This window comes from Peribacillus sp. SIMBA_075 (assembly GCF_046534585.1).
Genome location: NZ_JAWRYN010001217.1, coordinates 1 through 250, shown reverse-complemented (window position 1 = coordinate 250; position 250 = coordinate 1). Strand labels below are relative to the sequence as shown.

General features: G+C 38.4%; 1 pseudogene. It reads right to left on the bottom strand.

Annotation, left to right across the window (positions count from 1 at the left end):
* Positions 1 to 250, bottom strand: a pseudogene (locus tag SB775_RS32195) (YncE family protein); the annotation flags it as partial.

Genomic DNA, 250 nt, shown 5'->3' with positions numbered 1-250 from the left:
CTTCTTTACTTGTCGCAATGATGACGTCTTTGTTGATTTGAATGAGATCAGTGAGTGGATGTTTTAAATCAACGGAAGAGACAATTTTATTCTTTTGTAAATCAACAATTGAAAAGGAGGCTTTTTTTAATTGAGAAATCACAGCGACCGATTGCGCGCTGCCAGGTGGCGTAAATTGCTGGTCTTTTCCGCAGCCTGACAGGAAAATCAGTAGAGCTGACAAACAGATCAAATAATATTTCAAACGTTC